This is a genomic window from Neisseria viridiae, assembly GCF_962747995.1.
Lineage (GTDB): Bacteria > Pseudomonadota > Gammaproteobacteria > Burkholderiales > Neisseriaceae > Neisseria > Neisseria viridiae.
The window spans coordinates 65226-72271 of the sequence record NZ_CAUJAJ010000008.1; the positions used below are offsets into that span (position 1 = coordinate 65226).

A 7046-nucleotide genomic window follows, 5' to 3' on the forward strand; every position below is an offset into this window, starting at 1 on the left:
TTACAGGGTAATGCGGCGGAAGTCTTTCAACAGCTTCGCCAAGAATACGGTGAAGCGCATACCGGCCGCACCGTCGATGACGCGGTGGTCGAAGGACAGGCTCAACGGGCACATCAGGCGCGGGGCAAACTCTTTGCCGTTCCAAACTGGTTTGATTTGGGATTTGCACACGCCCAAGATAGCGACTTCGGGAGCGTTCACAATCGGCGTGAAGCCTGTGCCGCCGATGCCGCCCAAGCTGGAAATGGTAAAGCACGCGCCTTGCATTTCTTGCGGTTTGAGCTTGCCTTCGCGGGCTTTTTTGGACAATTCGGTCAATTCTTGGCTGATTTGTTTCAAGCCTTTTTGATCCACGTCTTTGATGACGGGAACAACCAAGCCGTTCGGCGTATCGGCTGCGAAACCGATGTTGAAGTAGTTTTTCAGTATCAGGTTGTCGCCGTCCAAAGAAGCGTTGAATTCGGGGAAGGCTTTCAGAGCGGAAACGGAAGCTTTGATGATGAACGCCAACGGGGACAGTTTCACACCTTCGCGTTCCCATTCTTTGTTCAGCTGTTTGCGGAATTCTTCCAGCTCGGTCATGTCCGCTTCTTCGTGTACGGTAACGTGGGGAATCACAACCCAGTTGCGGGACAGGTTTTGACCGGAAATTTTCTTAATGCGGGACAATTCTTTAACTTCGACATTGCCGAATTTGGAGAAGTCCACTTTAGGCCACGGCAACAAGTCCAGACCGCCGCTCAAAGATGCGCCGGCAGCAGCAGGTTTCGCCGCACCACCTTGCATTACTGATTTCACAAAGGCTTTGATGTCGTCGCCCACGATGCGACCTTTCAAGCCGGAGCCTTTGACTTGGCCCAAATCCACGCCCAATTCGCGCGCCAGTTTGCGTGCGGATGGACCCGCGTGTGCTTTGGCAAAAGCGGCTTCGTCGATTTTGGCAGCAGCTGGTGCAGGAGCGGCAACAGGAGCCGGAGCGGCGGCAGGCGCAGCAGCCGGAGCTGGTGCTGCTGCCGGCGTAGCGGCTTGAGCAGGCGCAGGAGCTGCTGCGGCAGAGCCGGCGGTTTCCACTTCGATAATGGCAGAGCCTTCGGACACTTTGTCGCCGACTTTTAAGAATACGGCTTTAACGACACCGGCAGCGGTACAAGGTACGTCCATTGTCGCTTTATCGGTTTCCAAAGTAATCAGCGTGTCGTCTTCGGCAACGGTGTCGCCAACTTTGACTTCAACGGCGATTACATCTACATCAGTATGACCGCCAATGTCTGGAACGGCTACTTTAACGGTTGCACCGCCTGCGGGAGCGGCAGCGGGTGCAGCGGCAGGCGCAGGTTGTGCTTCAGTCGCAGGAGCAGGAGCAGCTTCAGCAGCGGCAGCACCGGTTTCGACGGTCAGAATCACGCCGCCTTCGGAGATTTTGTCGCCGACTTTGACTTTAACTTCTTTCACGACACCGGCCGCATCGGCAGGTACATCCATCGTGGCTTTGTCGGTTTCCAAAGTAATCAGGGTGTCGTCAACGGCGATGGTGTCGCCCGCTTTAACTTCTACAGCGATGATGTCGACGTTTTCGTGACCGCCGATATCGGGGACTTTGATTGCTACGATACTCATTTGAGTTCCTTTAATCTTTTTCAGTTGGATGCCGTCTGAAAACTGCTTCACGCGGCATCGGTACGGTTTGTCTGCTCAAACCATTCGGGCATTCGGTTTTCAGACGGCCTGATGTCTGAATGGGGCAAACAGACCGTCTGAAACATCAATCAGCGTTTCCAGCTAGGGGCTGAATCGGCTTTGATGCCGTATTTTTCAATGGCTTGCTGAACGGTTTCTTTGCTGACCTTACCTTGTTCCGCCAATGCGCTCAATGCTGCCACGGCAACGTTGTAGCGATCCACTTCAAAGAAGCGGCGCAGGTTGGCGCGGCTGTCGGAACGGCCGAAACCGTCAGTGCCCAAGACATGGTAGTCGTTCGGGATGTACGCGCGGATACGGTCGGCATAGCTGCGGATATAGTCGGTAGCGGCAATCACCGGACCGTCATGACCTTGCAGTTGAGAGGTAACGAAAGGTACTTTTTCAGCTTCCAGCGGATGCAGGCGGTTGAAACGTTCTACTTCGATGGCATCACGGTGCAGCAAGTTGAAGGATGGGCAAGACCAAATGTCTGCTTCTACGCCGAAGTCGGCTTTCAGCAGCTCGGCACCGGCAATGACTTCTTGCAGGATGGTACCGGAACCCATCAGTTGGACTTTCTTGTCGCCTTTGCCGCCGGCTTTCAGCAGGTACATACCTTTCAAGATGTCTTGTTCCGCACCTTCCGGCATATCCGGATGGGTGTAGTTCTCATTCATCAGGGTAATGTAGTAGAACACGTCTTCATTATTGGCATACATACGGCGCAGACCGTCTTGTACGATGACGGCCACTTCGTATTGGAAGGTCGGGTCATAAGATACGCAGTTCGGAATCAGGTCGGCCTGGATGTGGCTGTGGCCGTCTTCGTGTTGCAGGCCTTCACCGTTCAGCGTCGTACGGCCGGCAGTGCCGCCCAACAGGAAGCCGCGCGCGTGCATATCGCCCGCCGCCCAAGCCAAGTCGCCGATACGTTGGAAACCGAACATAGAATAATAGATATAGAACGGAATCATCGCGAAGTCGCTGTTGGCGTAGCTGGTCGCGGCCGCAATCCAGTCTGCCATGGCGCCAGGTTCGTTAATACCTTCTTGCAGGATTTGACCGTCGACAGATTCTTTATAGAACATCAGTTGGTCTTTGTCTTGCGGGGTATATTGCTGACCTTTCGGATTCCAAATACCGTATTGGCGGAACATGCCTTCCATACCGAAGGTACGGCTTTCGTCGGGAACGATAGGTACGACGCGTTTGCCGATTTTTTTGTCTTTCAACAAGGTTGACAAAATGCGGACAAATGCCATAGTGGTCGAAAATTCGCGTTCACCACTGGATTTGAGTTGAGTTTCAAATGCGGACAGTTCGGGTACTTCCAAAACTTCTTGGGTAGGTTTGCGTTGCGGCAGGTAGCCGCCCAAAGATTCACGGCGCGCGTGCAGGTATTTGTACTCTTCGCTGTCGGGGGCAAAAGTCAGATAAGGCAAATCGCCGCTTTCGATTTGCTCATCGGTAACCGGAATGTCAAAGCGGTCGCGGAATTGTTTCAGGGACGCTTTGTCCATTTTTTTGGCTTGGTGGGCAACGTTCTGACCTTCGCCGGATGCGCCCATACCGTAACCTTTAATGGTTTTCGCCAAGATGACGGTAGGTTTGCCGTCGGCATGGTTCGCTGCACGGTCGTAGGCGTTGTACACTTTTTGAGGGTCGTGGCCGCCGCGGTTCAATGCCCAAATCTCATCATCGGTCATATCGGCAACCAATGCTTTCAGTTCAGGGGTATTGAAGAAGTGTTCACGGACGTATGCGCCGTCTTTGGATTTGTAAGTTTGGTAGTCACCGTCCAAGCATTCTTCCATGCGTTGGCGCAGAATGCCGTTGGTGTCTTTAGCCAGCAGGCGGTCCCAACGACGACCCCAAATCACTTTCACTACATTCCAGCCGGCACCGGAGAAGTTGCCTTCCAGTTCTTGAATAATTTTGCCGTTACCACGTACAGGGCCGTCCAGACGTTGCAGGTTACAGTTGATGACAAATACCAGGTTGTCCAAGCCTTCGCGTGCAGCCAGGGCAATCGCACCTTGGCTTTCTGGTTCGTCCATCTCGCCGTCGCCGCAGAAACACCATACTTTACGGCCTTTGGTTTTTGCCAAGCCGCGTGATTCCAAGTATTTCAGGAAACGCGCCTGATAAATCGCCATGATGGGCCCCAGGCCCATGGATACGGTCGGGAATTGCCAGAAGTCGGGCAGCAGGTGGGGGTGGGGGTAGGAAGGCAGGCCTTTGCCGGCAACTTCCTGACGGAAGTTGTTCAATTGGTCTTCGGTCAGGCGGCCTTCGACAAAGGCGCGTGCATAGATGCCGGGAGAGGCGTGTCCTTGGAAGAAGACCAAATCGCCTTCTTCGCCTTCGCCTTTAGCTTTCCAGAAGTGGTTGAAGCCGACTTCGTACATGGTGGCGGCAGATTGGAAAGATGCGATGTGCCCACCCAGTTCCAAATCTTTCTTGCCGGCGCGCAATACGATGGCGGCGGCGTTCCAGCGCACGAATGCGCGGATGCGGTGTTCGATGTTTTGGTCGCCCGGAATGCCTTTTTCGTTTTCAACCGAAACGGTATTCAAATACGGGGTGGTCGTGCCGTGTGGCATACGTACGCCTTTGTCGCGGCAGTATTTGACCAGGTTTTCCAAGAGGTATTGCGCGCGTTCGCCGCCTTCATATTCGAGGACGGAGCTTAACGCGTCCAGCCACTCTTGGGTTTCGATAGGGTCAACATCGTGTAATTGGGTGGACATAGTATCTATCCTTTATGTTGAGTGTTTAATCGGCAGGGAGGGTGTAGCCAACCCCTTTATTTTCGTTTGTGAAAAATAATAAGCAAAAACGAAAATTTCTAAATCAAACCGAAACAAAATAATTTAAGTCCAATGTTTTCAAAAAATTATAAAAGTCTTGGAAACAAGGGAAAACTTGAAAAAAATGTTCGGTCTGCTCCACACGAAATCCTATCAGCAATCGGGTCTGCTGGCAAATAACCATGCTTTTAAAAGCAGGTTTTATACTGAAGTTGGCGTTTGGTAAGGCCAAGTCTTTTTGATTTTGAAATATTCTGTTTGATTTTGGTGATATTTTTTCGGAATTGTGGGATATCGAATCATTATGTCTCTGCCGGCAATTTTCCTATTACAGAAAATCTATACACAAGCTTTGTGGATAACCGTGTTGATAAGCCACGGCTTGTGTTAAAAAAGTCTTACGCAACAAATGTACGCTTATTTTGATTAAAAAATAGGCACATTTAAATCTATAAAAATCATGTGCTTATTTTCAATATGATGTTTCTGGTCATGTTTTTGCCGTCTGTTATGGGATTTGTCCCGCGCTTGGGGCAGGGGGTGAATTTTGGAGGTTGGTGCAAAACCTGCTTTTTTCGCGTTACAATCTGCACCCGATTTACTTTTGAATTTGCCTGTTTGGAAAAATACTTTTATGAAAGCCAGCCAATTCTTTATCTCTACTTTAAAAGAAGCCCCTGCCGAAGCCGCGCTTGCCAGCCACAAGCTGATGATTCGCGCCGGCCTGATTAAAGCCAACGCGTCCGGCCTTTATACTTGGATGCCGATGGGGCTGCGCGTGTTACGCAAAGTCGAAAACGTCGTGCGAGAGGAAATGGCGCGCGCGGGCAGCGTGGAGCTGCTGATGCCGGTGGTGCAGCCTGCCGAGCTGTGGCAGGAATCCGGCCGCTGGGAGTTTTACGGTAAAGAACTGCTGCGCCTGAAAGACCGCCACGACCGCGATTTCTGCATGGGTCCGACCTGCGAGGAAGTCATCGCCGACATCGTGCGCAAAGAAGTCAACAGCTACAAACAGCTGCCGAAAAACTTTTACCACATCCAAACCAAATTCCGCGATGAAGTGCGCCCGCGTTTCGGCGTGATGCGCGCGCGCGAGTTCGTCATGAAAGACGCTTATTCCTTCCATGCCGACTATGCCTCGCTTCAGACGACCTATGATGCCATGTATGACGCTTACTGCCGCATCTTTACCCGTCTGGGTTTGGCGTTCCGCCCCGTTGCCGCAGACACCGGCAGCATCGGCGGTACGGGTTCGCACGAGTTTCAAGTGTTGGCGGAAAGCGGCGAAGACGTGATTGCATATAGCGACACTTCAGATTACGCCGCCAATATCGAGCTGGCACCGACTTTGCCGCTTAAAGGCGAACGCGCCGCCGCTCAGGCCGAATTGACCAAAGTACATACGCCAAACGTCAAAACCATTGAGTCTTTGGTTGAATTCCTCAATATTCCGGTTGAACAAACCCTTAAATCCATCGTGGTTGAAGGCGAAAACGAAGGCGAACTCGTCCTGCTGCTGTTGCGTGGCGACCATGAGTTTAACGACATCAAGGCAGAAAAACTGGCCGGAGTAAAATCGCCACTGACCATGGCAGATCCTGCCGCCATCCGCGCGCAGTTCGGTGCAAACGGCGGCTCGCTCGGCCCTGTCGGCTTCACAGGCAAAGTCTATGCCGATTTCGCCACCGAAAAAGGCGCGGACTGGGTTATTGGCGCAAACGAAGACGACTACCACTATACCGGCTTCAATTTCGGCCGCGACGCTGCCGAGCCTGAGTTTGTCGATTTGCGCAACGTCGTCGAAGGCGACGAAAGCCCCGACGGACAAGGTTGTCTGAAACTCGCTCGTGGCATCGAAGTCGGACACGTCTTCCAATTGCGCGACAAATACACCCAAGCCATGAACGTGAGCTTCCTCGACAACAACGGCAAATCGCAAATCATGGAAATGGGCTGCTACGGCATCGGCATCACCCGCGTCGTTGCCGCCGCCATCGAGCAGAATAACGACGAAAAAGGCATCATCTGGACAAAAGCAATGGCGCCGTTTGAAGTCGTTATCGTGCCGATGAACTACAAAAAATCAGATGCCGTGCGCGAAGCCGCCGACAAAATCTACGCCGAACTGCTGGCGGCAGGTGCAGACGTCCTCCTCGACGACCGCGACGAACGCGCAGGCGTGCTGCTGAACGACTCCGAGCTTCTCGGCATCCCGCACCGCATCGTCATCGGTGACCGCGCTTTGAAAGAAGGCAATGTCGAATACGCCGAACGCCGCAACAACGAAGCGCAGGCAGTTGCAATCGGAGAAATTGTTGCGCGTGTAGCAGCTTCATTAAATGGGTAAGCTTGGTCAAATGCCGTCTGAAAATAATTTCAGACGGCATTTTTATTTGGGGAGAAAATGAAGTGGCTTCAGTAAAAACAATCAATATGGACAAGGGTGTAAAAAAATACGGAAAAATCTATGAAATCTCGCTCCCGAATGGGAAATTTGCTTACATATGTAGGGTGAGGCAATACGAGTTTGGTATTTTTGATTATCTCTCGGAAAAG

The 7046-nt window shown here is 52.2% G+C and carries 3 protein-coding genes and 1 pseudogene; 2 read left to right on the forward strand and 2 right to left on the reverse strand.

The window, feature by feature from the left end; translation table 11 throughout:
- Entirely contained in the window at window positions 1–1617 is a 1617-nt protein-coding gene (gene aceF, locus Q9J79_RS06380) for a dihydrolipoyllysine-residue acetyltransferase (RefSeq protein WP_301911946.1), read from the reverse strand.
- A gap of 149 nt (window positions 1618–1766) precedes the next feature.
- Window positions 1767–4430, reverse strand: coding sequence for a pyruvate dehydrogenase (acetyl-transferring), homodimeric type (aceE, locus tag Q9J79_RS06385; protein WP_301911945.1), 2664 nt, complete (start codon window positions 4428–4430; stop codon window positions 1767–1769).
- A gap of 694 nt (window positions 4431–5124) precedes the next feature.
- Between aceE and Q9J79_RS06390 the strand changes: the two genes are divergently transcribed.
- Window positions 5125–6837, forward strand: coding sequence for a proline--tRNA ligase (locus Q9J79_RS06390; protein WP_301911944.1), 1713 nt, complete (start codon window positions 5125–5127; stop codon window positions 6835–6837).
- 2 nt (window positions 6838–6839) lie between these two features.
- Window positions 6840–7046: pseudogene (locus Q9J79_RS06395) on the forward strand (hypothetical protein); the annotation flags it as partial.